This is a genomic window from Cryobacterium sp. N21, from assembly GCF_002929575.1.
GTDB classification, from domain to species: domain Bacteria; phylum Actinomycetota; class Actinomycetes; order Actinomycetales; family Microbacteriaceae; genus Cryobacterium; species Cryobacterium flavum.
The window spans coordinates 495,590-521,315 of sequence record NZ_PJJQ01000036.1 but is presented as its reverse complement, the minus strand read 5'-3'; the positions used below and the strand labels follow the sequence as shown (position 1 = coordinate 521,315).

Genomic DNA, 25,726 nt, shown 5'->3' with positions numbered 1-25,726 from the left:
CGAAAGAGACAATGCCAAAGCCCACACTCCAGCAGTCCCACGGACCGCAGTACACCCGCATTCTGTCCGTGGGCGCTGCCCGCGGTGAAAACCTCGTACCCAACGACGACCTCGTTGAAGCCATCGATTCCTCGGACGAATGGATTCAGCAGCGCACCGGAATCATCACACGTGCCCGGGCCAGCCAGGACATCAGCGCCGTCGATCTCGCAACGGATGCCGCCCGCGAGGCCATCGAGAAGAGCGGCGTCGACCCGGCCCTGATCGACGCCGTTATCGTCGCCACCATCAGCAACAGCCGCCAGACCCCATCGATCGCCGCTGTCGTGGCCGACCGCGTCGGCACCAATCCGGCCGCCGCCTACGACATCAACGCGGCCTGCGCCGGCTACGCCTATGCCGTAGCCCAGGCCGACGCCCTGATTCGCACGGGGGCTGCACACTACGCGCTCGTCATCGGCGCAGAGAAGCTCTCAGACCTCGTCGACCCGACCGACCGCAGCATCTCCTTCCTCCTCGGCGACGGCGCCGGCGCCATCGTCATCGGCCCGAGCGACTACCCCGGAATCTCTACCACAGTGTGGGGCTCGGACGGCTCCAAAGCAGACGCGATCACCATGAATCACACCCTGCAGGAGTACCGTCGCGGCGAAGCCGACTGGCCCACCCTGCGTCAGGAAGGACAGACTGTCTTCCGTTGGGCCGTCTGGGACATGGCGAAGGTGGCTAAGAAGGCCCTCGAAGTCGCCGGGATCGAGAGCGCCGACCTGGCGGCGTTCATTCCGCACCAGGCCAACATGCGCATCATCGATGAGTTCGCCAAGCAGCTCAAGCTGCCGGAGTCCGTGGTCATCGCCCGCGATGTCGCCACGACCGGTAACACCTCCTCGGCTTCGATCCCTCTCGCCACCCACCGCCTGCTCGAGGAACACCCAGAGCTCAGCGGCGGACTCGCACTGCAGATCGGCTTCGGAGCCGGACTCGTGTTCGGTGCGCAAGTCGTTGTGCTGCCCTAACCTACCCACCCCCTAAACTAGGTCTCGGTCAACCGAGACACCCCTCAAGGAGAAATATCATGGCATTGTCCACCGAAGAAGTTCTGACCGGCCTGGCCGAGCTCATCAACGACGAGACCGGAATCGCAACCGACACGGTTGAACTGGGCAAGTCGTTCACCGACGACTTGGACATCGACTCCATCTCGATGATGACCATTGTCGTCAACGCAGAAGAGAAGTTCGACGTGAAGATCCCCGACGAAGAGGTCAAGAACCTCAAGACCGTCGGCGACGCCGTCGAGTTCATCGTGAAGGCCCAGGACTAGGCCCAAGCCTGAACCAGGTCGGCCGGCAAACGGCCGACCTGTTCACTGGGCTGGTGCTGGAACGCGCCGGCCCACACGTTTGTCGTTCCATGGAGAGTTGACTTATGACCAAGAAAATCGTTATCACCGGTATCGGTGCCACTACGCCGTTGGGCGGCACGGCGGTCGACACCTGGGCGGCCCTTCTGGCCGGCGAATCGGGCACCACCACCCTCGAGCAGGCCTGGGTCGCTGAAACAGCTATTCCCGTAACTTTTGCCGCACAGGCGCGCGTGAAGACCGCAGATGTGCTGCAGCGCTTTGAGGTCAAACGCCTCGACCCGTCCAGCCAGTTCGCGCTGATCGCCGGGCGCGAAGCCTGGGCCGATGCCGGCACTCCCGAGGTCGAGCCTGAGCGCCTCGCCGTGGACTGGGCCACCGGAATCGGTGGCGTGTGGACCCTGCTGGACGCGTGGGACACGCTGCGCGAACGCGGCCCGCGCCGCGTGCTGCCGATGACCGTGCCGATGCTCATGCCCAACGGCCCGGGAGCGGCCATTGGCATGGACCTGCACGCCCGTGCCGGTATCACCACGGTTGTTTCCGCCTGTGCCTCGAGCACCGAAGCTCTGGTCAACGCCTACAACCGCCTGCAGGCCGGATTGGCCGATGTCGTTATTGCTGGCGGCTCCGAAGCCGCGATTCACCCGCTGCCGATTGCCTCGTTCGCGGCGATGCACGCCCTGTCGACCCGCAACGACGACCCGGCCACCGCGAGCCGCCCGTACGATGTGACCCGCGATGGTTTCGTTCTCGGCGAGGGCGCTGCCGCCCTCGTCATCGAGACCGAAGAGCACGCCAAGGCACGTGGAGCGCACATCTACGCTGAGCTCGTCGGCGGCGTCGTCAACAGCGACGCGTACCACGTCACCGCGCCTGACCCTGAGGGAACCGCGGCTGCCCGCGCCATGGTGTCGACGGTGCAAAATGCCGGTGCGACCCTCGCTGAGGTATCCCACATCAACGCTCACGCCACGAGTACCCCGGTCGGAGACATCGCCGAGTACAACGCTCTCAAGCGAGTGTTCGGTAACCTGCTCGACGGTATCCCGGTGTCGGCCACGAAGGCATCAACCGGCCACCTGCTCGGAGGTGCCGGTGCCCTCGAGGCGTTCTTCACGGTGAAGGCTCTCGCCGAGCGCACCGCACCGCCAACGATCAACCTCACGTCGCAGGACCCGGAAATTCCACTCGACGTGGTGACCACTCCGCGGGCGCTCCCTGCCGGAGACCTGCTCGCGCTGAGCAACTCCTTCGGGTTCGGCGGGCACAACGCGGTCGTGGCATTCCGTTCCGTCTAAGTACTGCAGATGAGAATGACCCCGTCCGGATTCGGACGGGGTCATTTCTGTAAGGCGATTCGCCGAATCTGGCCGTGTTCACGGGAACAGACGTCGACTTCGTGGGATTGCCACCGGGAGTATCACCGGTCGACAGGCCACGCCATCACGGGCGAACCGCACGCATTGGGGAACCGGTCTGATCAGCCGACCTGGTGCAGCCACACCACGGCGTTCAGATCGCTGGCCTGCCGGAACGGTTCAAGCTCGTCGTCCCAGGTTTGCCCGAGGGCCAGGCGCAGCTCCCGGTGCAATTCGATCGCGTTGGCTCCGGCACGCTCCATCGCCGATCGAATGCGATCTTCCGGCACGACGACATTACCCACGCTGTCGGTCTGTGCGTGGAAGATTCCCAGCTCAGGCGTGTGCAGCCAGCGACCGCCATCCGAACCCGGTCCGGCGTCTTCGGTGACTTCAAAGCGCAACTGCTCCCACCCTCGCAGAGCGGATGCGAGTGCCGCGCCGGTACCCGGGGATCCCTCCCAGTAATATTCGGCCCGATGGGATCCGGGCAGAGCCGGTTGTTCTGACCAGGCAAAGTTGACAGCCTCGCCGAGCGCACGGCCAGCCGACCACTCGACATGCGGGCAGACGGCCCGCGGAGAGGAGTGCACAAAAAGCACCCCCCGCGCAATCCGCGTCCGACGGTTAGGTGTTGCATCCATCGTGTTTCTCCGTTCCTAGTAGGTGCGTCTTCCCCAACGACCTCGGAACGACCGCGCTTGCAACGCTGAGCTACTTTCAACTCACTGCTGTGGGCACGATGGTGAATGTGAAATTGTTCGACCGCCAGAGCGCAGCGAGCCGATAGCGCCATTATGCCCCAGCCACCTGCGCATTGACAAGCACCTGACGGGCCTTCCCGGGGCCCGGTGTAGGCGAGGCTTCGTCGGCCGCGAACGCACATCTGTGACCACCAGAGGCCGCATTGGGACAGCGCGTACGGGGAATCGTGCACAGACTCCACATTCGTTATACGGATGCGGTCGGCCCTGTTATTGCAGGTCCGGCCGCTTTTTTGTGCCCGTTTCCGGGTTTTCGTCTACCCCGGAACGGGGGGTGAACCTGAGAAAAACCCGTATTCGATTGTGACAATGCCCATAGTGGGCAATACTCATTTCACACGACGCGGCCCCCTCCACAGCCGCTCACCCGCACCCCCCGAATCCGTGCACTAGACGAAATGTGACCCATGTCCAACACTGCTTTCGCTTCACGCTCCACCCTTCGCCCCGCTGGTCGCCCGTCGCGCCGCCTGGCCCTGATCGCCGCCGCCGGCGCGTTCGCCGTCGCGTTCAGCGGCCTCGCCGTGCTGCCGGCCCAAGCCGCCACCACCACCGCCTCCGTCGCTGTCCCCGCCGGCAGCAAGGTCACCACCGACCTCGGCACCATCCCCGCCGACGCCGCCTCCGTGCAGGTCATGTTCGACACCACCGCCGCCGCCCGCACCGACATCAAAGTTCTCGTCGGCCCGGAAAACACCCAGCGCTACTACTTCACCGCCCCCACCGGCGACGGCCCCGAACGCACCTACACCGTCCCCGTCACCAGCAAATCCGACGGCACCCTCACCGTCGCCAGCGCCACCGCCAACGTCACCGTCGACATGACCATCGTCGGCTACACCGCCAAAACCGTCCCCGCACCCACCCCGGCACCCACCCCGGCACCGGCTCCTACCCCGACGCCGACGCCCACACCGACTTCGGCTCAGCCGACGGCGGGCACGCCGACCGCGACGAACACCGGTGTTCCCGCCGGCACCAGCCTGAAGGTCGTCAACGGGGACATCAACGTCACCACCCCCGGCACCGTCCTGAACGGCCTCGACGTGAGAGGCCTGATCAAAATCAGCGCCGCCAACGTCACCATCAAAAACTCCATCATCCGCGGCCGCACCATGAACGGTCCCGGCGCCCTGATCAACAACCTCGGCGGCTACAGCAACCTCGTGATCACCGACACCGAACTGTTCCCCACCGTCGCCTCACCCGACGCCAACGGCATCTACGGCTACAACTTCACCGCCACCCGCCTGAACATCCACAACGTCATCGACGGCATCCACGTCACCGGCAGCAACGTGCTCATTCAGAACAGCTGGATCCACGACCACATGCACTACCTCAACGACCCAAACCAGGGCGGATCACCCAGCCACGACGACTCCATCCAAGTACAGATCGGTAACAACGTCACAGTCACCGGCAACCGCCTCACCGACTCACACAGCGCCGCCGTGCAAATCACCCAGGACCGCGGAGTCGTCTCCAACTTCAGCTTCACCGACAACTTCGCCAACAACGGCGCCTGCACCGTCAACATCGCCGAAAAAGCCTACGGCCCACTCAAGGGAACGATCATCAAAGACAACAAATTCGGCAGAGACACCAAGGTCGCCAACTGCGCCGTGATCGCAAAAACCACCACCATCATCGACTTCCAACGCAACTACTACACCGACAACACCACCGTCGTCATCAAAAAGGGCTAACCACCAGACCAACCCCCACAGAATTCCCTTGCAGGAACACCAGGCGGGCCCCACGCACACAGCGCGGGGCCCGCCTTTCTGCGCGCCCAGACCCGCATACCCGCACCGCACACCCGTCACGCAGGTCGACTTTGACCGGCTACTTGGCCTGGGCGTAGTTGTCTACGGTGGCCACCGTGAGCATGAAGTCGACCGGAAAGTCGCCGAAGAGCAGCCGCCCCGCCGTCTCGGCGGCCGTGACGATGATCTGAGCCACAGCGTCGGCCTGCTCCGCCGGCGTGTGCACGATCACTTCGTCGTGCAGAAAGAACACCAGATGCGGTTCGGCGTCGAAGGGCGGGCGGGCCCCCGGAGCCTGCGACGTCGACCGCTCGTCGAGAGAACCGGACTCGGGGGCTGTGCCGGGGGCGGCATCCGCTTCGGAGCGGGCCGCTACCGCGCGATCGCGGGGTGCAGGGCCTGGCAAGGCCGTGAGCTCGCGGCGGATCTCGGCCATCCAGCACAGGGCCCATTCAGCGGCACTGCCCTGCACGATAAAGTTGCGGGTGAAGCGTCCCCAGTCGCGGGCCTGACTGCGGGCGCGCCGCTCATCGCTCGCTGTTGCCGCCGGATCATAGGCTTGCGCCTGGGCTTCGTGCCAACCCGGTCCCGGGATCGGCGACGATCGCCCAAGTCTGGTCGTGACGACCTCACCACGTTCTCCCGCGCGGGCGGCCGACTCGGTCAGAGCGATCGCCCGGGGATAGGCGCGGGCGAGGCGGGGCATCAGTCGACCGCTTTCCCCGGTCGTGGCGCCGTACATGGCGCCGAGCATGGCGACCTTGGCGTGGTCTCGAGTTTCGACGACGCCGCTCGACACAATTCCGGCATACAGGTCGGTTCCGCGCCCGGCCGTGGCCATGCTCGTGTCCTGTGCGAGCGCCGCGAGGATTCGCGGCTCGAGTTGGGCGGCATCGGCGACGACGAGTTTCCAGCCGTCGTCGGCGACCACGGCACCGCGAATCTGTTTGGGCAACTGCAGCGCTCCCCCACCGCGGGTGGCCCAGCGACCGGTCACGACACCTCCGGGTACGTAGTCGGGGTGGAATCGGCCGTCGATGACCCAGGATTCCATCCAGGTCCAGCCGTTGGCGCTGAGCAGCCGAGCCAGTTTCTTATACTGCAGCAACGGTTCGATGACCGGATGCTCCAGCTTCTGCAGCTCCCACCCGCGCGTGGACGTGACGTTGAGGCCCACTCGCTGCAGCGCCTTGAACAAATCCTGCGGGGAGTCAGGGTTGAGGTCCGGATCATCCAGTTCGAAACGGATGCGCTGGGCCAGCAGCTCCAGACGCTCCGGCCGTACCCCGGGCGCGACCCGCGGCCCCAGTTCCCGGGTGAGGAGCACATCGTGCACGTCGGTGCGCCAGGGCAGTCCGGCATAACGCATCTCCGCGGCTACGAGGGCACCGGCGGATTCGGCCGCCAGCAGCAGCCGCAGTCGTCCCGGTTCGCCAGCGGATGCCACGGCGTCGAGCTGGCGTCGAAACTCGCGCGCTGCGCCGGAGTCATCGGCAGCGGCACCACCGGAGCCGTCAGCGTCAAATTCATCGGCCGCGTCACCGTCGACGTCGAGGTCGAACAGCGTCGCCCGAGGTTCCGCCTCGTCGATCGGTCCCAAGCTCGCCACATCCCAGCGACCTGGTGCGGCCAGCGCGAGTGGGCTCGTCATCGTGAGGGCGGAATTCTTCAGGATCACGTGGCAGAGGCGGAGATCATGGCAACGGTCCACACGGATCCCGGCCGCGAGCAGAACGGGATAGATTCGGGCGGTGTCTTCCCAGACCCAGCGGGGCGCAGCGGCGTTTTGCCCCGCTGGCACGCGCGTTGTCGGCTCGCGGGACTTCACGAACGAGTGAAACTCGCTCATGGTGAGTCGGCGGGCAGTCTCGAGCGGGAAGCCGGCATCGTCCAGCGGGTCGACGAGCACGTCGCCCCCGCTCGCTTGCCGCACCAGAACATACACTCGTCTATTCTGCCCGGTGCCGGAGCACCCGTACCCCTCGGCTTCGCGGTGCCGACAGGTACGGGGTCTGCGAGACGACGCCTGATTGAGGACGTTATCCAGCGATCTTGTCGCCGTTGGGAGCGACAACCCACCAAACGCCGCCAACACCCTCGCCGGTGGTGTCACCGGCAGCAGCGTCGCCCGCCCAGTAGTAGAGCGGAAGCCCATTGAGGGTGACTTGCTTGGTGCCGTCGGTGCGGGTGATGACACCGACCGTGCCGGTCACACCGTCAACGGTGGGGGTGTCGGATTCGGCGATGACGGCTGGCCATTTGACGAGGCATTCGCCCTCGCAGGTACTCTTGCCGGAGTCGGCGACGTCCTTGTCGAACACATACAGGGTCATCCCGGCGGTATCGACGACGATCGTGCCGAGCGAACTGTCCGCGGTGGCCAGAGCCGGCTTGTCGGCGGCGTCACTCGTCGCACTGGATGAACTTGATGTGTCGGCAGCCGGTGCCGTCGTTCCCTGCGAGCATGCGGTCAGCGCAAGAACGCTGAGCGCAACCGCCCCGACGACGGGCCCGACCTTGAGCCAAATTCTGCTGTTCATGATTGCTTCCTTCTCTCGGTGCACGCTTTTCGAATTGGTGCGTGATGAAGTGTTGCTATTCGATGAGTGGTATCGGTGCTGTGGTGCGAGGCAGAGGGGTCCTTGGAGCTACCACGAGTTACCACGGGGAATGGTTCAGTGGCCAGAAGGATTTGTCCGACGACCTTTGCCCGCGGCAATGTCGTTAGCTTTGCGGCGTGCGGCGTATGGAAGTCGTGAGGATCGTCCCGTCCCGTTCCCGGCGGGTGTCTACTTTCTCCGGTGCAGCACACAACCCGCGCCGCCACGTCTATCTCTCGCCGCCGCAGAAGGAGCTTTCATGCTCGACCTTGTCTATCTCCTGGGCGTCTGTGCCCTGTTCGCCCTCGTCGCGTTTGTCGCCTGGGGGGTCGAGAAACTGTGATCGTGTTCTCGGTCATTGCCGCCGGTCTGACCGTGGCCGCCATCGTCTACCTGCTCGTTGCCCTAATAAAGCCGGAGTCGTTCTAATGGATAACTGGTTGGTTGCCCTGCAGGCGGCAACCGTGGCTCTGGTTCTCGCCCTCATCTATCGCCCGCTCGGTGACTACATAGCGCTCATCTACACCAGCCGGCGGAACCTGCGCATCGAGCGCGGCTTCTACCGACTGATCGGTGTCGATCCGCGCTCCGAACAGACCTGGCAATCCTATCTGCGCAGTGCGCTGGCGATCTCCTTCGTCGGAGTACTGCTGCTCTACGGCCTCCAGCGGCTGCAGGCCGTATTGCCCTACGCCCTCGGCTTTCCGGCTATCCCGGAAGGGCTCTCGTTCAATACCGCCATCTCGTTTGTCACCAACGCCAACTGGCAGTCCTACTCCCCCGACGTCACCATGGGGTATTCGGTGCAGCTTCTCGGCCTGGCCGTGCAGAACTTCGTTTCGGCCGCGGTCGGCCTGTGCGTGGCCATAGCCCTCGTGCGGGCGTTCGCTGCCGTACGGGCCGGCACGATCGGCAATTTCTGGGTGGACCTGACCCGCGGCATCCTGCGCCTGCTGTTGCCGTTGTCCATTGTGGCCGCGATCGTGCTCATCGCTGCCGGCATGATTCAGAACGTGAGCGGCTTCACAACCATCACGACCCTGAGCGGCGCGACCCAGTCGCTGCCCGGTGGGCCGGTCGCTTCACAGGAGGCGATGCGATCGCGCCGCTAGCCGAGGCCGACCGGGTGCGGAGCGCCCTGCTCGCTGCCGTCGGACATGACCTGCGTCGCCCGTTCGCGTCGGCCACCGCGGCCGTGAGCGGGCTGCGCGCCACCGACGTTGCGCTGAGCGCCGACGACCGCGCCGAGTTGCTCGCGACCGCCGACGAAAGTCTGGAATCGCTCTCGGCGCTCATCACGAACCTGCTCGATGTGAGCCGACTGCAGGCCGGCGCGCTGGCCGTGCGGCGGGGCCCGGTCGATGTGGCCGTCGTGGTTCTTCCGGCCCTCGACGAGCTCGAACTCGGTCCCGAGCAGGTCGACCTGGACCTCGGCCCCCAGCTCAGCATGGTTCTAGCCGACGCGGGGCTGTTGCAGCGGGCCATCGTGAACGTCGTGGCCAACGGCATCCGCTTTGCTCCCGCCGGAACGCGCGTGCGGATCTCGGCCAGCGAGTTCGCCGGTCAGGTGGAAATTCGAGTGACCGACCACGGACCGGGAATTCCCGCCGGGCGGCGAGCGGATGTCTTCGTACCGTTCCAGAGACTGGGCGACACCGACAACCTGACGGCTATTCCGGACGGCCCGGCCGGGGAGGAACCCAAATGAAGATTCTCATCGCCGACGACGATCCGCAAATTCTGCGCGCTCTGCGCATCACGCTCGGCGCGCGCGGCTACGAGATCATCACGGCCGGCGATGGCGCCGACGCGCTCAATGCCGTCATCGAACAGCACCCCGACCTGGTCATGCTCGACCTCGGAATGCCGCGCCTCGACGGTCTGGCCGTGATCGAGGCGGTGCGGGGGTGGAGTCAGGTGCCGATTCTCGTGGTCTCCGGCCGCACCGGGGCCGCCGACAAGGTCGACGCCCTCGACCTCGGCGCCGACGATTACGTTACGAAACCGTTCTCCATCGAGGAACTGCTCGCCCGAATCCGCGCTCTCACCCGGCGCGTGCCGTCGGTCGGCGACGAACCGGTGGTGCAGTTCGGCGCCGTCACCGTCGATCTCGCCGCCAAGCGGGTGACCGGTGCGGCATCGGAGGTCATTCGACTCGCCCCAACCGAGTGGCGCATTCTAGAAGTTCTGCTGCGCAACCCCGGCAAGCTGGTCACTCGCGAGCTCCTGCTGAGCGAGGTGTGGGGGCCCCACCACACCAACGACTCCGGCTATCTGCGGCTCTGCGTTGCGCAGCTGCGCAAGAAACTCGAGGCGGTGCCGGCGGGGAAGCCGACTCCGGCAGCGATCTCGGGAGTAACCACGATCGGGTCACCGGCCGGGAGTACGGCGGCCGTGCTCACCGTTCCGTCGTAACCGACCTTGAGAACGGCGTTAGCACCGGCATCCGCTACATACACGCCGTCATCCAAAGGAAGGCTGGCGTAGGGGTGGGTATCGACGATTCCGGCATAGGTGGCTGGGCCGGTAGGTGCCGCTGGATCGAACTGGTCGAGGCAGGACTGCGGCAGGTCGACGAACCCATAGGTGTTGACCTCGGCCGGGTTCGCCGTGCTCTCATAGGCGAAGAGATCGGCCAACGGTGCGGCCACACCGCCCGCCGGCATCGAGTACAGCGCCGATGCGGTGCGTGTTGGTCGAGTAGTAGACGGTGCCGTTACGCACGGAGACGGCCCCGAGTTCACCGCCGGGGTTGGCACTCGCAACGTCGTGCCTTCGGGACTGACCTTGGTGAGCACCCCCAGTGCGTTCTGCGAGACATAGGCTGTGCCGCCCGCCCCGACGCCCAGACTGAGCGGCAGAAACAGGCCGCTCGCCAACACTGTGGGTCCACCAAGTGTGGGAATCTTCGTCGGCGGACGTGTGCGGATCCAGGTGACTTCTCCGTTCACCGGGCTGGGTCAGACGGTGCGCGGCGCCTTCGCCAGGTTGGCCTCGAGCTCTGCGATGTTCTGACGCACGCCATAGGCGGGGCGGTCACGCTCGACGCGCCAGCTTTCGGCGAGGGGGCCGATATTGACGGTGTCGAAGCCGAATTCGTCGTAGAGCTTGGTAACGAAGGCAGAGGCATCCGCAAAGTCAGAGGACGTGGCCAGCGCGCGCCGCTCGGAGTCCCCGGTCGGGAAGGAATCCGCGGTGATGTCGGCGGCCGTGATGTGGTTAAATCCCTTGGCCACGCGAGACGTTGGCAGGTGCTTCTGCAACATGCCCGTCACGGTCGCCTGGCCATTGTCGAGGGCGTCGATGTGTCCATCGCGTTCGAAATAGTAGTTATTGGTGTCGATGACGATCTTGCCGGATAGGGGTTCGACGGGCACGTTCGCGTAGGCCTTCAGCGGCACGGTGACGACCGCCACGTCGGCGGCCTCGGCGGCCTGCGCTGCGGACCCGGCGCTCGCCTTCGGACCCAGTTCCGCCACGAGGTCTGCCAGGGTTTCCGGTCCTCGGGAATTGCTGATTACGACGTCATAGCCACTCTCAATCGCCTTTCGCGCGACCTGGCTGCCAATGTTTCCTGCACCGATGATTCCAATAGTTGTCATACTGGCGACAACGATAGCGACCCCAAAAATGTTCCCGCCGTGCGGCCGCGCGGAGAGGCGGGGTCGGCGCTGAGAAGGGAACGGTACGCAACTGATGCCTCGATTCACCACGAATTTATTGCAAAACGGCAACAACATCGGCATCGTGATCCCGGACGCGGTCGTCGCAGAACTCGGCGGCAAACGCGTTCCCGTGTTGATCACGCTCAACTGCACGTACAGCTATCGCAACACGACCGCTGTCATGGGCGGGCTCAATCTCGTGGGACTGAGTGCTGAACACCGGGCTGCCTCTGGACTCGGCGGCGGAGACGCCGTGGAGGTCACTATTGTGCGTGACGACGAGCCGCGGGAGGTCGAGGTGCCGCCGCCGCTCGCACTGGCGCTCGCGGAGGATTCCGACGCTACTGCCGCCTGGAACAGGCTGTCCTACAGCCGCCGCAAAGAATATGCTCGGGCCATCGCGGATGCGAAGGGTGACGACACCCGCGCGCGTCGCGTCGGGAAGACGATCGCCGACCTTCGCGGGGTGTCCTGAGCCCTCTGACGATCGGTTCCTGGGCGATCAGGCAACCTTTCTGTCGATGCTGGCCGTCTGCCGACTCGCGCGCGGCGTCAAGCTTGATGCCTGACCTGCGCGGGACGGCGCAGATCTGGGCGCGCGTGAAGTCGCGCTAGCCAACGGCTTTCTTGAGCAATGCCACCAGCCGATCCTGATCGGCGTTGGTCAGCTTGGTGACGGCGTAGGAGGTCGGCCAGAAATCGCCGTCGTCAAGGTGCGCGTCTGGCTGAAAGCCGATGGTGGCGTAGCGCACCTTGAACTTCGCGGCGCTCTGAAAGAACACCACCACCTTGCCATCGCCATCGGCGTAGGCCGGCATGCCGTACCAGGTCTTCCCGGCCAGATTCGTGTGGCTCGTAACCAGCGTGTGCAGGGTCTCGGCCAACTCCTTGTCTGTGCCGGTCAAGTCGGCGATTGCAGCGAGGCAGGCTGCCGCCAGGTCGGCACCGGCCTTGGCGGCCTTCTCCTCGGCCACAGCCGCCCGCATGGCTGCCTTTTCCTCTTTGCTGAAGGTGGTGCTCATGGTTTGTTCCTTTCCAGGGGCCGATCTACGCCATTTAGTGTAGGCGGCGTCTCGGACATCCGTTTTATGCGGTTGAGTGAAGAAACACGAGCGTGCGGTGCAGCGACAGCGCGGCGGCCTCCGCGTCATACGACGGCAACGAGCTGTCGGCGAAATAGTGCTGGTCTCCGGGGTAGAGAAATAGTTCCGCCGCGTCCGTCGACTCGACGAGCGCACGGGCAGCATCGATGTCACCCTCGCCAACGAAGATCGGGTCGGCGTCCATGCCGTGCACTTGTACCGGAACGTCATCCGGCCAGGCTGCGCTGAATTCGGATACTGGAACGCAGGAATAGTACAGCAGCGCCCCGCGTGCGCCCGAGCGCGTCTGCGCCAGCTTCTGGGCGGGGAGCACCCCGAGGGAGAATCCCGCATAGATCAGGTCTCCGGGTAGGCCCGCGACCGCCTGTGCGCCGCGGTCAATCAGGTCGCCGAAGCCGACCTGCTCGGCGTAGCCAACGCCCTCGTCTATGGTTTCAAAGGTACGGCCATCGAACAGGTCGGGTGTGTGAACGACATGCCCGGCCCTGCGCAGTTCGTCGGCAAAGAGGGATGTTTCCGTGTCGAGCGGTGCTCGAGGACGCATCCGCGCATTCAGCCGGGCTCCAGCCCCATGAGATGGTGCAGCTCGGCCGTGAGGCCTTCTGCTCTGCCCGCCCCCGAGCCAACGGAGCTTCGGCCGCCGACTCGACTTCTGACCCCGCAAGCAGGTCGGGTGACCACCACTTGGCGGCGGCGAGCGGTGCCGAGCGTGAGCATCCGCTCGCCTGAATCCACCCTGACGACTCTCGCTCACCTCCCCACGGTAATCTGGACCTCACCGCCATTGCATCGTGCGAGCGCGATGCCCCACCCGAGGAGTACCACATGTCTGTCGGCCTGCTTGCTGTCGTCGATGACATACTCACGGCCGCCCTCAAGGCGAGCGCAAAGACCGCGGGCGTCGTCATCGACGATGCGGCCGTCACGCCGCAGTATGTGCAGGGGCTCTCGCCGGCACGCGAACTCCATGTTGTCTGGCGCATCGCGCTGGGCAGCCTGTTCAACAAGTTCGTCATTATCATCCCGCTCGCGCTTCTTCTGTCCGCGTTCGCACCGTGGGTGTTGCCGTTTCTGCTGATCTTCGGCGGGACCTACCTATGCTTCGAAGGTGCGGAGAAAGTCACCGAATGGTTCGGCACCCATCACGTCGCCGACGAGACGGAATCCCGCGATGAGGGCAAGCTCATTTTCGGCGCAATCCGCACCGACCTCATCCTCAGCACCGAGATCATGCTGATCGCGCTGGCCAGCCTCGACCCCGACTTCGGCATCTGGATGACCCTCGGCGCCCTGGTGGTCATCGGTCTCGGCATGACCGCGCTCGTCTACGGTGCCGTCGCACTATTGGTCAAGATCGACGACATTGGCCTGGCTTTGATGGAGAACCCCGCCCGCCAGGTGCGACGTACCGGCGCACGCATCGTGGCATCGATGCCCACCGTGTTCCGTGTGATCGGCATCATTGGAACGGTCGCCATGCTCTGGGTCGGCGGCCACTTGGTCATCGCAAACCTCGCAGAGACGTTCTGGCACGGCCCCTACGACCTGCTCCATGTCGTCACGCACTCGGTCGAATCCGCCGGCCCGGCTGTCGTCTGGCTCACCGACACTGGCTTGTCGGCCGTGTTCGGCCTGACTCTCGGGCTCATCATCGCCGGGATCACTTTCGCACTGTCGGGTCTCCTAAAACGCAGTAAACCTCCCGTTACGACCAAGGAAGTCTCCACCCCGAATATCTAGCCTTCATCCGTACAGCACGCCACGTAGCGCCTGGACGGCAGTGCCGAGCTACCAAGGGGCAGGCGGCCGAGCGATAGGGTGAAGTAAACGATGCGGGGACGAGTGAACAATCTGGCGCTCCAGTTACGAGCGGCCGCGGAAAGAAACGATGCCCTGCGAGCGGATCTCGACCAGGAATTTGCCACCCTGATCGGTACCAACCGGGACGCACACGACGTGATGGACGCGCTGTGGTGGGCCGCGCATCCGTTACAGCCGACACCCGCCGGCGAGATCGACCCGGCAGTGCACCTGGTGGAGCTGCAGTCCAGTGTTTTCTCCCGCGCAGCAATGCCCGAGCCGCAGCTCGAACGCACGGAGGCTGGATCGACCGTGCGTGCGACAGCCAGCGAGCACCGACTGCGGCAGCTCACCGTGCACCTCGCTGCGCGCGCGGATGCCGTCGCCCAGTTGCTGGAACGGTTCGGTACCGATCTGACTGATGCGGGTGCCACCACGATGGCGGTCACCAAGGATCTCGCGTCCGGTGTCGCCGCTCCCCCACCCGCCGACGGATCCACGAACGCGGTCACCGATGACCGGCCGCTGGCCGGCCGAGTGCGTTGGCGTTCAATCTTGCTGGCCGCAGGGGTGGCCGCTGGCGTCTTGGGCACGCTCGGTGCCCAGGCGCTGCAGCAGGGCATCATGGCCACGTTCGAGAACGGCTCTTCGGCCACTGCCGGCCCCAGCTCAGCTGAGAACACACCCGGCGTGCTGCCGAACGAAGCGGCGGTCGGCGCCATTGCCGGGCTTTTCGACCAACCGGTCGACCCCTCGGCCGGTGAATTGGCCGACCTCGGACCGTCTTACAGCATGGTGCGACCCTCCGGACTCACGCCTCGAGGCTCCTACGGAATTTACCTGGCCCGGCTCGGTTCCGGCCCGTACTGCCTCGTGGTGCAACAGGTCGACCTCACCGCGACGAGTATCTGCGCGGCTGCCAGCGAGATTGCCGAGAACGGCCTGCGCCTCAACGCCGTGGTTTTGGGTACCCTCGACCCCGAGGCGACCGGGCCACGCGTGCTTCTCGATCTGACGGCAACATGGTTGGCCGACGGCATGGTCATGTCTAGTACCTCGCCGCACGTGCCAACAGTGTCCGCCTACGTCGCACCGTAGTCAAGCTGCCCGCTGGCTGGCTATCGCGGTAAACCGGTACGCCGCGTCTGCGTCAGCGCATCCGCTCCGCCAAAGCCACAATGATTCCCTCCGGGCCTCGCACGTACGCCAAGCGCCAGACACCCTCATACTCGCCGATGCCGCCGACCAGACTGTACCCTTCCGTGGCCAGCCGGTCGACCAGCGCTTGAAGATTCTCGACTTCGAACGACAGGCTGCGGAGCCCGAGCTCGTTGGCCATGGCGTCGGGCGATCCCGGTACGGGATGCGGTCGAACAAAACTGGAAAGCTCTACCGCCGTCCCCACTCAGGCGTCTTCAGCATGACCATTTCTGAACGTGAGTTGGGAATCGCGGTGACGATGTATATAAAGTTGCCCTCCACGAAGGTGCGGCCCTCGATCTCGAGGCCCAGTCCAACAAAGAACGCCGTCATCTGGTCGAGATCCTGAACGGTCACACCAACATGATCGAACCGCTTGATTCGCGGCATGGGCAGCCTCCAGATGTTCTTTCTGCACAGACGAAGGGAGCCTACAGCGGAATCATGACGCACAGAAGTCCGGGCGGGCGTGAACACGGTCATCCCCGGGAGGCGCGATACCCTCGGAATGGTCCAGCGCAACGTCGAGGGGCTTGATCGGATACAACGAACGGAGCTCTGTGGTTGACGCGGGCAGGCGAAGCAAGCGGATCGTCGGAGTAGCACGTCACGGGCGGCTGACACGCTCGAATCCATATGCTGCCGCCCTCAGACTGGTGGCGACCGTGCTGGCCGTTGTCGTAGCGAGCACGTCAGCGGTGGTTACGGTGGCGGTGTGGAGCTTCAGCAAGACGGTCGACGACAACGCGATCGACATCACCACGGGTGACACGGCCGCGCCCGTGCCACAGCTCGAAAGCTACGAAAACGGTTTCAACATTCTCCTGGTCGGCATCGACAACGATGCAACGCAAAGCGCGGCGTACGGTGAACGTGACGGCACTCTCAACGATGTGAACATTCTCGTGCACGTGTCTGCCGACCACAGCAACGCGGTCGTTGTGAGCATCCCCCGCGATCTCATCGTGGCGCACCCCGCCTGCACGGATGCCGCGAGCGGCACCGAGTTTTCGGCGATGGCCGCACGGCCCGTCAACGAGGCGATGTCTCGTGGCGGACTCCCCTGCGTGGTCAAAACAGTGTCCGAGTTGACCGGGCTGACCATCCCCTACGCCGGGCTGATCTCGTTCGACGGGGTCGTGCAGATGAGCGACGCCGTCGGCGGCGTTCCCATCTGCCTGAATGCAGCCATCAACGACCCCGCTGCGGGACTGGACCTGCCCTCGGGCACCAGCATCGTCGCCGGAGACACCGCGCTCGCGTTCCTGCGCAGCCGCAAGGGCGTCGGCGACCGCAGCGATCTGGCACGAATCTCCTCGCAGCAAATCTACATGGCCTCACTCATGCGCACCGTGCAGGGCAACGGAACCCTGACCAGCATCCCCACCCTGGTCAGACTAGCCAATGCTGCAGCCACCAACATTCAGTTGTCGACCTCGTTGGCCGACATCGACACGATGGTATCGATGGCCCTGGCGCTTAAGGACATCGATCTGGACCGACTGCTGTTCGTGCAATATCCCGGCACCACCGAGGATCCCGATTTTCCGGGCAAGGTCGTTCCGGTGGAATCCGTGGCCGCTGAGATGTTCACCAAACTCGCAGCCGATCAGCCCTTCACTCTCCCGGGAACGACCTCCACTCCAGAACCGACAACGGATTCCGCAGTGCCGGTCGAAACGTCAACGCCGGAACCGGGCGAAACCGCCGTCCCTGCACCAGTACCGACCGTTCAGCCGCTGGACGGTCTTACCGGCCAAACGGCGCAGGACGACTCGTGTGCCGAAGCGGCCATCAGGTGATGGCAGTCTGTCGATAGTCCGGAGCCGACACTGCGCGGCCACGCACACGTCTCGAGCCTTCCTGAAACCGAACCACGTCGCATCCGCAGAGAAATACAGCACCAGGGACTTCAGCGCGACGCTGCTCGCCTCCCCCGGCGGCGTGGTCCTTTTGTTCAGGGCCGGGCTGATCGTGCTCGCGATCAGCGCGAACACCGTTCTGGAACTCCGTCCAGACGTCTCAGCGCACCCGGGACGATGGGACATTGGCGTGATCGGCGCTCACGACGCCGATACCGGCATCTCCAAGTCCGAAGTGTTCCGGATTTGCGCCGATCTCGACGGGAAGTCGCTGTGTTTCGTGACCGGTACCTCGGCGTGACCGGGTACCCCTACGTGTTTCTCGACGCCACGTATTGCAAGGCCCGCGTCAACCACTGTGTCATCTCCCAGGCTTTGGTCGTCGCCATCGGCGTGGCCGCCGATGCGCCGCGAGGTCCTCGGCTTCGATGTCGGTGATAGCGAGACCGAGGCGTTCTGGACCAGCTTCCTCCGGTCGTTGAAGACCAGCGGTCTCGACGGCGTGAAGCTCGTCATCTCCGACGCCCACACCGGATTGAAGAAAGCCATCGGCACCGTATTCCAAGGCGCCAGTTGGCAACGCTGCCGTGTCCATCAAATGCGAAATATTCTCTCGATCGTCCCGCGGGCCAGCCAGGAAATGGTCGCCAGCGTCATCCGCACGATCTTCGCCCAGCCGGACGCCAAGCACGTTCAGGCCCAGTTCGACGAGGTCACCCGCATGCTCGAACACTCCCACCCCCAAGGTCGCCCAGATGCTCCACGACGCCCTCGCAACCGTCGACGCCAGCATCCTCACAGGGGGATTCCCGTTCCCGAACTCACTGCGGCATAATCAGAACCACTGACCTGCACGGTGTCGAGAAACTCCACCACTCAGCGGGACGTGACGATGGCGCCGCCGAGATAGGCGGTGCTGGTGCCCTTGGACTCTGCATCGGACTCAGCTTGGTCAAGACGCGTCATGCTCGAAGCCTACTGCGCTCATTCATCGTGTCTCGAAACCGCCCTAGGACTATGGGACGTGTCACCAGTCCCCCTTTTCGCCTTTCCAAATCGCCCGAATCTCGCGGCGCCGTGATTGTCATAACCAAGTCGCATAGCGTCCTGGTGGAATGACGGTACTGACTGTTAGTCCTGAAACGCTCACCAAGGGCAGATTGACGAAACGGGAGAGGCCGAGCAACGTGACCCACTCGTCAAGCGACTCCCCTGTAATCGTTAACTACTCCGAGACAACCTCGAATAGGAGCGCGAGTTCGTCGAGTTCGACGTCCCAGCCCTCTCGGTTCTGCTCAAGTCGTTCGCGACGGTAGCGGGTGCCGCCGGGGAGTGTGTCGAAGCCCGATTCGATCACCGTGACATCCGTCCCGGAACCAGCATCGGCGAGGGTGAAGCGCACGTGCGTCGAGTACTCGTCGAGCTGTTCGGCGGGGATTCCCGACCAACGGAAGCCGAACGAGCCGTCGGGCACGACCTCGGTGATTTCGATCGGGAAACTGCCGTAGTCATCCCAGTCGATGCTGCCCGTTGCACCGGGCTCGAGCGCGGCGAACCCCACACCGTCGCCAAACCACTTGACCATCACCTCGGGGTCGGTCAGCGCCTTCCACACGTGCACGCGCGAGGCTCCGATGTGCACGGTGCGGGTCACTGTGTGCCCCTTGATTCTTGCGTGATCAGACACGGTGTTTCCTTCACATTCAAGCCGAGCGCGACGGGACAGTGCCCGCAGAGCGGCACGTCAACAGGTTCTGCAAACGCACCTCATCGAGCCTACCCATGATTGCGTATCTGTTCACGGCCGGGCGAGCGCCATGAACGCGAGGGGCAACGCATCAGAGGTCGGTCCTTTGGCGCCCATGGTGCGTGTACGCCTTACGAGCTTAAACAGTCGCCAGGCGTGGTTCCCCCAGTCCAGCACTGGTATTCGGAAGAGCCCGGTTTGCTCAATCCTTTCGTTGCCATCGACTAGGAGAGCGCCCGTCGATCAACCGATTGATCCACCTGCGATATCACCGAATGGCCTAGTCGTCGATGACCGCGCGGCCTTTCCGGGTGAGAGCGGCGAGACTATCTCGCATCGACTGCACCTGAACCGGCGAGTTCCCAATCCAATCGAGGAGTTCACCGACCACTTCCACCGGTTCGCGGGTGCGGTAAGAGTGAGTCGGATTGCCGGGGAACTGCCAGTTCAGCGCCCCCGGTTGCGGCGTCCAGCGTTTCCGTCAGGTAGACATGGTTCGCTCGCCTCCCGGCTTCGAAATTCGAGTCGCGACCAGCAACTAACAGGTCGCCCAGCGCCAAGTCTGCTTTTGTCCCATGCAACAGAACACCGGGTTCGTAGACATCGAATGGTTTGGGCTCGCCGGTCATCGTCACCTCCACAACAGTTGGTAGCAGATCTGAACTCGAACCGTAGGGTCCACGACGCCGCCAGAATTCGGCGAGGTAGTCAGCGCTTGCTGTGCCCTGCTCGTATCCAGCCCGAGCAGCGAGCGGCCGAAGCGACAGATTCATCGCGTGAACACCGAACAGGTGCTCGGAGCCCTCTTCTGGAAAGATCGTTTCGACCGTGCTGCCCTCGGCGCGGAGCTCGGCGATCTGAGTGGCGAGATGCACTCCCCAGGGCAGCGGCGTCAATGATTTGCCGCCGAACGGTGACAGCACCAGCACCCGTCCGTATCCGGCGGCCAGATGAGCATTCTCGGCGTTCGATCGGTAGCCGCCGTCGATGTAGCGGATATCGTCGATTCGGTACGGAAGGCCACTGGCGCAGCTGGCGGCGACGGCATCAGTCAATTCGACTCCGCAACCGGTTGCAGCTCGACGTGCCACGGTGATTTTGCGCGCGGGCCGAGTCGAGTCCGACCCCGGGCGGAGGAGAGCCCGCCACCGATCAGCGACGGGCTCTCCTCGAGTCTCTACTTCGCGAGAAACTCGAGAACGTGCCGGTTCCATTCGTCCGTGTGCGACACGGTGAGACCGTGCGGAGCACCTTCGATCAGCACGAGTTCACTGCCGGCGATGGCCTCGTGAGTACGCTTACCGCTGACCTCAAACGGCACGATCGTGTCGGAGTCGCCGTGGATGACCAGAGTAGGCACGGTGATTTTCGTCAGGTCGTCGCGAAAATCCGTCGTCGCAAACGCGGTCGTACAGTCGAGCGTGCCCTTCGGTGACGCTATTTCTGCGATGTCGCGGTTGTAGGCAATCTGCTCGGAGCTGACCTTAGGCTTGTTGACCAACGAGGGCTTACCGGCCGTGAAGAACATTTCAAGAAATTCGTGCAGAAATGCCGGCCGGTCGCCAGTCAGGCCGTCGTGGAACCACTGAGCCAGGCCGGCGTCGACACCGCCCTCGGGGTTGTCCTCCGACTTCCAGAGATACGGAGTTACTGCGCTGGCGAAGACGAGTTTCGCCACGCGGTCGGTGCCATGAGTGCCGACGTAGCGGGCGAGCTCACCGCCGCCCATCGAGAATCCGATGAGGGTGACCTCGTGCAGGTCGAGGGTGTCGAGCACGACCTTCAGGTCCGCAGCGAACGTGTCGTAGTCGTATCCGTTCCAAGGCTGGGACGACTGGCCGAACCCGCGACGGTCATAGGTGATCACCCGGTAGCCGGCGTCCACGAGTGCGGGCACCTGGCCCTCCCACGACCTGCCACTGAGTGGCCAGCCGTGAATCAGCACGACGGGCTTACCGGCGCCTGCGTCCTCGTAATGCAGTTCGACATCGGTTTCATTTGGCGCGGGAACGGTGATGAAGGGCATGGTCTCTCCTTGAAATTGGTATGGTGCCCCGAACGTAGTCGGGATAGTTGCGGGGCGTAATCCGAGTTTGCTAGGAGAAAGCTGAGTCCTGCCCGACCTGGGGGTGCACGCGAACTCCAGGGCGAAGGCGTCGCACCGCCGTTAGCTGCCTTCCTGCCCGTGATTGAGCCGCACCGAACGAATGGCCACCAGGAGCGGATGCCGCAATCGGCTCTCAGCCGGAAAGCAGCTTCACGAAATGGCTGCGCCCGAGCGTCTTCAACACACACGCTCACGGTCGATGGGCGAAAAACGCTCGAAGGCCACTTGGCCGCCCTCGCTCAGATCGCCGGCAGCCAGCCCGACGCCGTCAACTGAGAATCACAGCGTGCGCACCGACCAGATGCCCGACCAACTCGCCGTATTGCTCGACGCGCAAGTCACCCATGGGGCTCGTCCACAACATCGTCTTGGGGCCCGTCGGTGCCTGGATCGACCTCCATGTACATGCGAATACCGGTCTCCCGCATGATCGCAAAGATGCGCTCGATCACGATGGTGTTCTTGCCGGACTCCAAACCCCAGATGTACTTCTGGTCGGTGTCCAACCTCTCCGCGAGATCGCGCTGCGTCAGACCGCTTACGAGACGGCCCCGCTGCAGCATTCGACCGAGACCCTCTGGGCCCTTCACTTCTCCACGTGCAGCCAGGACAAACTCCTTCCGACGTTCTTAAACCCTTCAGCCTGGCTGGCGGTATTATCGCCGTCGAAGCTACCGATGGCTATATGACCGTCAAATTTTCGGCAGAGGTGATCGAACCCGATCATTGGCCGGGCTGTCGCCATGGCTCTTAACGAGAGTCCTGATCAAGGCCGAACAGAATGACGCCCCGCACCGGCTGGGGCACACGACTGCGATGGAGAGCTCATCGTCCTCGCCGGAGTGGCGTTTCCTCTCGGTTTCTTGTTCTACTTTCTCACCTCTAACCTCTAACCTCTAACCCCTAACCCCTAACCTCTGGACCTTGGTCCAGCACGTCACGTATCTTGGCGATCTCCCTGCGGTGCAGGGGGTATCCGCTCGTTAACCGGAGCGTGCGACACTTCATTTGTGTCCAGAAAAGTAACTCACAAGCGGAACATCAGGCCGAACGCGTGGGGAGTGGGCCAAACAATAGCCTCGGAAGGCCGCATGGTTGAACCTCGCGTGCGTAAGAGCGCCTGGGAGGTCTTCTGGGTATTTTTGAGAATGGGATTAACATCCTTCGGGGGCCCGGTGGCACATCTCGCATATTTCCGTGAGGAGTTGGTCCAACGCCGCAGATGGCTAAGCGATAGCGATTACTCAGATCTCGTCGCGCTCGGGCAGTTCCTCCCGGGCCCTGCGTCGAGCCAGGTCGGATTCGGTCTGGGCCTGTACCGAGCAGGGCCGCTGGGGGCTATCGCCGCGTTCCTCGCTTTCACTCTCCCCTCTGCCGTCCTGATGGTGGCTTTCGGCTACGGTGCGAGCGTATTTCACGGCGAGATTGGTTCCGGGATCATCCTTGGACTCACGATCGTCGCCGTAGCGATTGTCGCTCAGGCTGTCTGGGGAATGGCACGTATGCTTACCCCCGATCCTGCTCGCGCTTCCATCGCAGTGATTGCTGTTCTCATCGCGCTTCTGCTCGCGGGACCAATGGGTCAGATCATCGCTCTTGTGGCGGGCGCGTGTGCTGGCCTGATCTGGTGCCGTGCTGGCTCCGGCACCGTGACTGAAATGATCCGATTCCCGGTCTCCCGTGCCGTCGGATGGGTTTGCCTGTCGCTCTTCGCAATCTTGCTGGTCGCGTTACCGGTTGCGGCTGCCGCGACCGAATGGGAGACGATTGAAGTGTTCGACGCGTTCTACCGGGCCGGGGCGCTGGTGTTTGGCGGCGGTCACGTCGTTTTGCCGTTGTTGCAAGCCGGAGTCCTGGATCCGGGATGGGTTTCTCCGGATCAATTTCTCACCGGATACAGCGCGGCGCAGGCGCTACCCGGCCCTTTGTTCACATTCGCTGCGTATCTCGGCACCGTCTCAGCCGTGGGCCCGGGCGGTACCGCAGGTGCCACTCTCGCCTTAATTGGTGTGTTCCTGCCAGGATTACTTGTCTTCATCGGGGTATTACCGTTCTGGAATGCGTTTCGATTGCGAGCATGGGCGCAAGCGCTCATGCGCGGCGCGAACGCTGCAGTTGTCGGTATCCTCGCCGCAGCCTTGTATGACCCAGTTTTTACAAATTCGATCACGGGTCCTGCCCCATTCGTCCTGGCTCTCTTGTGTTTCGTGCTGCTCATCGCGTGGCGCATACCGGCTTGGGCTGTCGTAGGCGTCGGTGCTGTCGGCGGGATAGTGCTTACTCTTCTGCCCGAAGAAATGCTTTAAACAGATAGCGATCCCGGCTCCAACGACGTTAGCGCCCCCCCCTTGAATGAGATTCGACACGGGGATGACTGTCTCATTCCCGCTATGACGCGGCGCGATGCCGCCGCGGTCTACTCCAACACTCGGCTTGGCTTGTGCGGCTTGAAGTTTCTTGTAACTATCTCTCGAAACAATATGGTCAATTCCGCAACCTTAAATCTCGCGTTTGATGGTCAGGTATATCTCGGCCAAAGCCGCCATGTGCATGAACGCCATACCGCGCATTCGGGTCTACGGAAGACGTGACAACCAGGGCGGGCTCCGAGTCGTTCGGGTCTCATCTGTGGCTTGGACCGTCGATCCCATCCGGCCAACGCCACTGTCCTGACAGCGGATACTGTGCAATAATCTGCGTATGAATGCAGATAAGAAGATGTGTGCGCTTGATTCTGATGGAGAGTACGTCGAGCTGGCCGTGGAAGTCTTTGCGATGCTCGCCGATGCCACACGTATCCGCATCATTCTTGCCCTCCGCGACACGGAGTTGTCGGTCAACGAGCTCGCCGAGACAGTCAACAAGTCTCAAGCGGCCGTATCCCAGCACCTCGCGAAGCTGCGGCTGGGGCGTATCGTGGCGACCCGCCGCGAGGGCACGCGGGTGTTCTACCGTCTGGCCGATGAGCATGCCCGCCAGCTCGTCGCGGATGCGATTTTCCAGGCTGAACATGCGGTCGAGGGCACACCGGCGCACCACCGGCTTCCGCTTGAGACGTCGGCTGCGGCCCACGATGCGGGCGCTCATGCTTGAGGTTCTGCGCAACCGAACGTATCGCCGGTTGTTCAGCGCGCAGATCGTGGCGTTGGTCGGCACCGGACTGCTCACCGTAGCTTTGGGCCTGCTCGCCTTCGACCTGGCCGGCGGCGACGCCGGCATCGTGCTCGGCATCGCACTGACCATCAAAATGGTCGCCTATGTCGGAATCGCGCCGGTGATCTCCGCCCTGACAGCGCACGTGCCGCGCAAGACTCTGCTGGTGTCAGCGGATGTGCTGCGCGCGATCGTCGCGCTCTGTCTGCCGTTCGTCACTGAGGCCTGGCAGATTTATGTGCTCATCTTCGTGCTGCAGGCCGCCTCGGCCACGTTCACCCCGGCATTTCAGGCCCTCATCCCGGCCGTACTTCCGAAAGAGAGCGACTACACCCGGGCGCTGTCGTTGTCTCGTTTGGCCTACGACCTCGAATCCCTCCTGAGCCCGATTCTGGCCGCCGCTCTGTTGACCGTGATCAGCTACCACTCCCTGTTCGTGGGAACTGTCGTAGGCTTCGTCGGCTCCGCCCTGCTTGTGCTCACAGCAACCCTGCCGGCACACCATGTCTCCTCTCCGACACCGTTCTGGGAGCGCCTCACCCGCGGCGCACGCGTTTTCTGGCGCACACCGCAATTGCGCGCTCTACTCGCTATGAACATGGTCGTCGCGACGTCGACCGGCATGGTCATCGTCAACACCGTCGTGCTTGTGCAAAGCCACTTCGGCCGCGCTCAGTCCGACTTCGCGATCGCCCTGGCCTGCTACGGATTCGGGTCCATGCTCGTCGCGCTCGCGCTGCCCCGGGTACTCGAGCGCTTCGCCGACCGAACCGTCATGCTGCTCGGCTGCTCTGTCTTACCAGTGGGGCTTCTGGCCCTCGCCGGCGTTGTTTCTTTGCCAACAACCACCTTGACCTGGTCTGGTCTTCTCCTGATCTGGTTCGTGCTCGGCGCCGCGACCGCGCTCATTCTGACTCCGTCGGCACGACTGTTGCGCCGCTCGTCCGACGAACCGAATCGACCGGCCGTCTTTGCTGCACAGTTCTCGCTCTCGCACGCCTGCTTCATCGTCACCTACCCTCTCGCCGGGATCCTCGGCGCCCTGCTCGGATTGGCACCCACTGCAGCGGTACTCGCCGGCATCGGAATAGTCGCAGGCATCATCGCGCTTCGTGCGTGGACAGCTCAGGCAACAACCTCATCACCGATGGACGCGCCAATCGCGGTCTGAGAGAAGGGCGCGCTGCGTGTCGTGCTGCCCGCGGAAGGGGGTGTCCAGATCCGTGGCAGTG

At 63.8% G+C, this 25,726-nt stretch carries 25 protein-coding genes and 4 pseudogenes; 16 read left to right on the top strand and 13 right to left on the bottom strand.

From position 1 onward, the window contains the following. Window positions 1-11 precede the first annotated feature (11 nt). The 3 genes from CXY77_RS19140 to CXY77_RS19130 all read left to right on the top strand — a co-directional run bounded on the left by CXY77_RS19140 (window position 12) and on the right by CXY77_RS19130 (window position 2,664). Window positions 12-1,016: a beta-ketoacyl-ACP synthase III gene (locus CXY77_RS19140; RefSeq protein ID WP_092342236.1), complete on the top strand. Its 1,005-nt coding sequence runs from the start codon at window positions 12-14 to the stop codon at window positions 1,014-1,016. Window positions 1,017-1,075: 59 nt separating this feature from the next. After that, the gene (locus CXY77_RS19135; protein WP_092108059.1) at window positions 1,076-1,324 is read left to right on the top strand and encodes an acyl carrier protein; all 249 of its coding nucleotides are present in this window, start codon (window positions 1,076-1,078) and stop codon (window positions 1,322-1,324) included. Between the two features lie 104 nt (window positions 1,325-1,428). Then, on the top strand, window positions 1,429-2,664 hold the full coding sequence (locus CXY77_RS19130) for a beta-ketoacyl synthase (protein ID WP_092342238.1): 1,236 nt from the start codon (window positions 1,429-1,431) through the stop codon (window positions 2,662-2,664). 182 nt (window positions 2,665-2,846) lie between these two features. Here CXY77_RS19130 and CXY77_RS19125 read toward each other — a convergent pair whose 3' ends face one another. Then, window positions 2,847-3,368 (bottom strand): DUF3145 domain-containing protein, encoded by a 522-nt coding sequence (locus CXY77_RS19125; RefSeq protein ID WP_104130736.1) that lies wholly within the window; start codon window positions 3,366-3,368, stop codon window positions 2,847-2,849. A gap of 527 nt (window positions 3,369-3,895) precedes the next feature. Between CXY77_RS19125 and CXY77_RS20265 the strand changes: the two genes are divergently transcribed. Next, complete coding sequence (locus tag CXY77_RS20265; protein ID WP_158252895.1) at window positions 3,896-5,197, top strand: hypothetical protein; 1,302 nt, start codon at window positions 3,896-3,898, stop codon at window positions 5,195-5,197. Between the two features lie 139 nt (window positions 5,198-5,336). Here the strand turns inward: CXY77_RS20265 and CXY77_RS19110 are convergent, their stop codons facing one another. Beyond that, complete coding sequence (locus CXY77_RS19110) at window positions 5,337-7,202, bottom strand: bifunctional 3'-5' exonuclease/DNA polymerase (protein ID WP_233197523.1); 1,866 nt, start codon at window positions 7,200-7,202, stop codon at window positions 5,337-5,339. A gap of 94 nt (window positions 7,203-7,296) precedes the next feature. After that, window positions 7,297-7,797 carry a hypothetical protein gene (locus tag CXY77_RS19105; RefSeq protein ID WP_092342267.1) on the bottom strand — a complete coding sequence of 167 codons (501 nt, stop codon included), beginning with the start codon at window positions 7,795-7,797 and terminating at the stop codon, window positions 7,297-7,299. A gap of 399 nt (window positions 7,798-8,196) precedes the next feature. Here CXY77_RS19105 and CXY77_RS19100 point away from each other — a divergent pair, with 399 nt between their 5' ends. From CXY77_RS19100 to CXY77_RS19085, 4 genes and pseudogenes are all read left to right on the top strand, one after another. Next, entirely contained in the window at window positions 8,197-8,286 is a 90-nt protein-coding gene (locus CXY77_RS19100) for a potassium-transporting ATPase subunit F (RefSeq protein ID WP_092342245.1), read from the top strand. Beyond that, window positions 8,286-8,957: pseudogene (locus tag CXY77_RS19095) on the top strand (potassium-transporting ATPase subunit KdpA); the annotation flags it as partial. The gene CXY77_RS19100 and the pseudogene CXY77_RS19095, both read left to right, overlap by 1 nt. 26 nt (window positions 8,958-8,983) lie before the next feature. Next, window positions 8,984-9,565, top strand: coding sequence for a sensor histidine kinase KdpD (locus CXY77_RS19090; protein WP_233197522.1), 582 nt, complete (start codon window positions 8,984-8,986; stop codon window positions 9,563-9,565). After that, window positions 9,562-10,272, top strand: coding sequence for a response regulator transcription factor (locus tag CXY77_RS19085; RefSeq protein WP_092342249.1), 711 nt, complete (start codon window positions 9,562-9,564; stop codon window positions 10,270-10,272). Before CXY77_RS19090 ends, CXY77_RS19085 begins: the two co-directional genes overlap by 4 nt. 545 nt (window positions 10,273-10,817) lie before the next feature. Here CXY77_RS19085 and CXY77_RS19080 read toward each other — a convergent pair. Next, window positions 10,818-11,459 carry an NADPH-dependent F420 reductase gene (locus CXY77_RS19080; RefSeq protein WP_092342251.1) on the bottom strand — a complete coding sequence of 214 codons (642 nt, stop codon included), beginning with the start codon at window positions 11,457-11,459 and terminating at the stop codon, window positions 10,818-10,820. Window positions 11,460-11,553: 94 nt separating this feature from the next. On the opposite strand from CXY77_RS19080, the gene CXY77_RS19075 reads away from it, so the two are divergent. After that, a complete protein-coding gene (locus tag CXY77_RS19075; protein ID WP_104130735.1) occupies window positions 11,554-11,997 on the top strand; it encodes a YdeI/OmpD-associated family protein in 444 nt (147 codons plus the stop codon). Between the two features lie 136 nt (window positions 11,998-12,133). Here the strand turns inward: CXY77_RS19075 and CXY77_RS19070 are convergent, their stop codons facing one another. Next, a complete protein-coding gene (locus CXY77_RS19070; protein WP_092342255.1) occupies window positions 12,134-12,544 on the bottom strand; it encodes a hypothetical protein in 411 nt (136 codons plus the stop codon). A 64-nt stretch (window positions 12,545-12,608) separates the two neighbouring features. Next, complete coding sequence (locus tag CXY77_RS19065; protein WP_199181954.1) at window positions 12,609-13,169, bottom strand: dienelactone hydrolase family protein; 561 nt, start codon at window positions 13,167-13,169, stop codon at window positions 12,609-12,611. Between the two features lie 281 nt (window positions 13,170-13,450). Between CXY77_RS19065 and CXY77_RS19060 the strand changes: the two genes are divergently transcribed. Together CXY77_RS19060 and CXY77_RS19055 are read left to right on the top strand one after the other, a co-directional pair. Then, entirely contained in the window at window positions 13,451-14,365 is a 915-nt protein-coding gene (locus CXY77_RS19060; protein WP_092342257.1) for a DUF808 domain-containing protein, read from the top strand. Between the two features lie 102 nt (window positions 14,366-14,467). Then, window positions 14,468-15,523, top strand: a complete 1,056-nt coding sequence (locus CXY77_RS19055; RefSeq protein WP_092342259.1) for a hypothetical protein — start codon at window positions 14,468-14,470, stop codon at window positions 15,521-15,523. A gap of 52 nt (window positions 15,524-15,575) precedes the next feature. Here the strand turns inward: CXY77_RS19055 and CXY77_RS21170 are convergent, their stop codons facing one another. Continuing rightward, window positions 15,576-15,764: a hypothetical protein gene (locus CXY77_RS21170; protein WP_338061607.1), complete on the bottom strand. Its 189-nt coding sequence runs from the start codon at window positions 15,762-15,764 to the stop codon at window positions 15,576-15,578. 50 nt (window positions 15,765-15,814) lie between these two features. Continuing rightward, window positions 15,815-15,982: a hypothetical protein gene (locus CXY77_RS21165; RefSeq protein ID WP_369831318.1), complete on the bottom strand. Its 168-nt coding sequence runs from the start codon at window positions 15,980-15,982 to the stop codon at window positions 15,815-15,817. Window positions 15,983-16,290: 308 nt separating this feature from the next. On the opposite strand from CXY77_RS21165, the gene CXY77_RS19045 reads away from it, so the two are divergent. Together CXY77_RS19045 and CXY77_RS19040 are read left to right on the top strand one after the other, a co-directional pair. Then, the gene (locus CXY77_RS19045) at window positions 16,291-17,427 is read left to right on the top strand and encodes an LCP family protein (RefSeq protein ID WP_233197521.1); all 1,137 of its coding nucleotides are present in this window, start codon (window positions 16,291-16,293) and stop codon (window positions 17,425-17,427) included. Window positions 17,428-17,677: 250 nt separating this feature from the next. Beyond that, window positions 17,678-18,275: pseudogene (locus tag CXY77_RS19040) on the top strand (transposase); the annotation flags it as partial. A gap of 437 nt (window positions 18,276-18,712) precedes the next feature. On the opposite strand, the gene CXY77_RS19035 reads toward CXY77_RS19040, so the two are convergent. The 5 genes and pseudogenes from CXY77_RS19035 to CXY77_RS19015 form a co-directional block, all read right to left on the bottom strand. Further along, window positions 18,713-19,174 carry an SRPBCC domain-containing protein gene (locus tag CXY77_RS19035; protein WP_134505340.1) on the bottom strand — a complete coding sequence of 154 codons (462 nt, stop codon included), beginning with the start codon at window positions 19,172-19,174 and terminating at the stop codon, window positions 18,713-18,715. 340 nt (window positions 19,175-19,514) lie between these two features. Beyond that, window positions 19,515-19,869 (bottom strand): annotated as a pseudogene (locus CXY77_RS19030) (NAD(+)--rifampin ADP-ribosyltransferase). A gap of 51 nt (window positions 19,870-19,920) precedes the next feature. Next, window positions 19,921-20,298: pseudogene (locus CXY77_RS20800) on the bottom strand (patatin-like phospholipase family protein); the annotation flags it as partial. Window positions 20,299-20,411: 113 nt separating this feature from the next. After that, a complete protein-coding gene (locus CXY77_RS19020) occupies window positions 20,412-21,260 on the bottom strand; it encodes an alpha/beta fold hydrolase (protein WP_092342083.1) in 849 nt (282 codons plus the stop codon). Window positions 21,261-21,679: 419 nt separating this feature from the next. Next, window positions 21,680-21,931 (bottom strand): helix-turn-helix domain-containing protein, encoded by a 252-nt coding sequence (locus CXY77_RS19015; protein WP_233197520.1) that lies wholly within the window; start codon window positions 21,929-21,931, stop codon window positions 21,680-21,682. Between the two features lie 501 nt (window positions 21,932-22,432). On the opposite strand from CXY77_RS19015, the gene chrA reads away from it, so the two are divergent. The 3 genes from chrA to CXY77_RS19000 all read left to right on the top strand — a co-directional run bounded on the left by chrA (window position 22,433) and on the right by CXY77_RS19000 (window position 25,665). Next, window positions 22,433-23,647: a chromate efflux transporter gene (gene chrA / locus CXY77_RS19010; protein WP_092342087.1), complete on the top strand. Its 1,215-nt coding sequence runs from the start codon at window positions 22,433-22,435 to the stop codon at window positions 23,645-23,647. Window positions 23,648-24,041: 394 nt separating this feature from the next. Further along, entirely contained in the window at window positions 24,042-24,434 is a 393-nt protein-coding gene (locus CXY77_RS19005) for a metalloregulator ArsR/SmtB family transcription factor (RefSeq protein ID WP_092342088.1), read from the top strand. Next, on the top strand, window positions 24,427-25,665 hold the full coding sequence (locus CXY77_RS19000) for an MFS transporter (RefSeq protein WP_092342183.1): 1,239 nt from the start codon (window positions 24,427-24,429) through the stop codon (window positions 25,663-25,665). Before CXY77_RS19005 ends, CXY77_RS19000 begins: the two co-directional genes overlap by 8 nt. Window positions 25,666-25,726: the final 61 nt, after the last annotated feature.